The following is a 229-nucleotide window of genomic DNA, read 5'->3' as shown; positions in this document are numbered from 1 at the left end:
CCGGGGGCCTCGGACAGGTCGCCCGCCGCACCCCGGACATCATCGTGCTGGACGTCATGCTCCCGGGAGCCGACGGCTTCGAGGTCCTCCAACTGCTGCGATCCCGTGCCGTCGATGTGCCGGTCCTCTTCCTCACCGCGCGCGATGCGGTCGAGGACCGGATCCGAGGGCTGCGTCTGGGCGGCGACGACTACGTCACCAAGCCTTTCAGCGTCGTCGAGGTCGGCGC

1 protein-coding gene is annotated in these 229 nt (G+C 70.3%); it reads left to right on the top strand.

The window, feature by feature from the left end:
* Positions 1-229, top strand: a 229-nt coding sequence (locus ELR45_RS38945) for a response regulator (protein WP_205857225.1), incomplete at both ends; no start/stop codon positions are given.

This window comes from Phytoactinopolyspora endophytica, assembly GCF_004138495.1.
GTDB lineage: Bacteria > Actinomycetota > Actinomycetes > Jiangellales > Jiangellaceae > Phytoactinopolyspora > Phytoactinopolyspora endophytica.
Note: the sequence above shows the minus strand (reverse complement) of the source record. Positions and strands in the feature narration are given on the sequence as shown.